Source organism: Paenibacillus sp. J22R160 (assembly GCF_059692135.1).
This window is the reverse complement of sequence record NZ_JCAUAU010000045.1, coordinates 1-2,043: the sequence shown is the minus strand read 5'-3', so window position 1 is coordinate 2,043 and position 2,043 is coordinate 1. Positions and strand designations below refer to the sequence as shown.

General features: G+C 39.7%; 2 protein-coding genes. Both read right to left on the bottom strand.

Translation table 11 applies throughout. From position 1 onward, the window contains the following. Positions 1–93: 93 nt before the first annotated feature. Complete coding sequence (locus tag AC58UW_RS33290; protein ID WP_497424759.1) at positions 94–537, bottom strand: HIT family protein; 444 nt, start codon at positions 535–537, stop codon at positions 94–96. 76 nt (positions 538–613) lie between these two features. Further along, entirely contained in the window at positions 614–1,783 is a 1,170-nt protein-coding gene (locus AC58UW_RS33285) for an oxidoreductase family protein (RefSeq protein ID WP_497424758.1), read from the bottom strand. Positions 1,784–2,043: the final 260 nt, after the last annotated feature.

Here is a 2,043-nt window from a genome sequence, read left to right as displayed (position 1 = left end):
ACCCAATACCTCTTTATTTCAGGCGCTCCACCCTTTTTTTAAATTGGATTAGCTGCGTCTTCTTTACTATTGACTTTTTTGGTGACTGTAGATTTAATTTTCATGGGAGCGTAATAACTGTTGATTGATCAATTTTATCAACTTCTCTCTGGTTTCGGTCAAACGCTCCTTGGCATTTGTGGTGTCTGACGGTTCACCCCATCCAAATCCATCTGATTCATATCGTGGGAAGACATGCATATGGTAGTGTGTTAAATCATTGAATTTACCACCATTTTGAATAATGGTAATTCCATCAGGTTGAAACTGGGCTTTTAGCAACTTTGCCAGCACTGCTGATGTCTTAATAATTTCACTAGCAGTAATATCATCCAGATCATCGACATCATGGTAGTGTTGTTTTGGAAGTATTAGTATGTGTCCCTCATTTAACGGAGCAATATCAAGAATGCAAGTTACAAAATCATTCTCATACACAGTATTTGTATCGATCAAATTATTGGCAAGTTTGCAACCAAAACACTGATTCTCTAACACTTCCGTTTCCCCCTCAATTCTTCGTTTCAAAACATAAGTATTCTATTCTACAATACTTCCCCTCTAACGTTCTCCGTTAGTTCAATGCCTTATCATGAAATTGATGTTTTAGAGAATTAGCCTCCAAAGCCATTTGTTTCTGTACAGTAATAATACACTCAAGCCGAGTAAGTCTTTCTCTGAGCTTCCCATTGTTTGGTTCATTCTCTAACTGAGCCAATATGTAAAAATACTGTGGGACCTCCCAAACACTTCTCAAGGCAGCGCTTAAACAGAAACCATATCTCACTAATCCTGCATCCCCCTGCCATCCCATATCTCGCACCCCCTCTAGGTATGCATCATATAAGGAGGTTTGAAACCTTAAATATTGGTCAGGTGGAATAATTCCAAGACTTAGGTTCACGCCGAATAATTTTCCCAAGTCTTCGCCAATACCTGATATACTCATGAATTGCCAATCTATAAGAACTAGTTGACTTAGACTTGTTTCCTTTTTAACGAGCAACATATTCATTTGACTCAAATCTTGATGTGCTAGTACTCGTGGCAACTGTTGGAGCGAATCTATCGCAGAATCAATGTTTTTGAGAATCCCTCGATACCAATCCCATGTACTTTGCTCATTTGCGGATGATAAACGACTTACATACGCCTCCATATTAGGAGCATAAATGCGGCTTGCAGTCGTCCAGGATTTGAGCCAACTTCTGCATATCCACTTATGATCTGGCACCACTTTTATTCCTTTAAGATAGGCTCCATTAAACCGACCTAACTGTTTAGCAATAAAAGAAAATTGTTCAACAGTATTAGCGTATTCGCCTTTTATATTTTCCATCCAGAGCCAAATGGTACCATCTTGTTGTTCTTCAACCAGATAGCATTCTGTCACGCAAATGGAATCAGGAAGATCCCTCAAAACCCCTGACTCAAATACAAGAGCTTCACGTCGCCAGTAGTTGTGATGTTCGAGATTATCTTTCTCTTCTGTGTCCGCTTTAATAATTTTTAAAATAACACACCACGACATTAATTCATTATGTAATAGCTTTACCTGTCCGTGTAATCGGAATATACCAGAGGTTGTGAAGTTTGGGGTCTTATAGCCAATATTGTCACATGTTATGGATACAAGCTCAAATGTTGCATCCCCATGTATAGATTTAATACAAGCGTTGATCTGGTCAATTTTATTCTCAATAGGAATGTGGGTATTATTTTCTAATATAACCTCTGAGCGCAATTCATTCCCCCCCTAATTGAACATAATTGCTCGCATGGAAACGGCTGCCGTCGTGTCTTTATAAAGCTATAGTTCCCCGTTAGCCATTCATGCAGCGCAAGACAAGCGCTGCACCACAGAGGATGAAAATGAATAAAATCCGTCAATAATTCTACTACGGCTGGGTGAGGAAGGTCGATAAACTATGGTGCGTTAGAGCCCAACCGTTAGTCTGACTCCACCAACCACGGTGCATCACAGAATGTCGCTCCTTCGGGAAG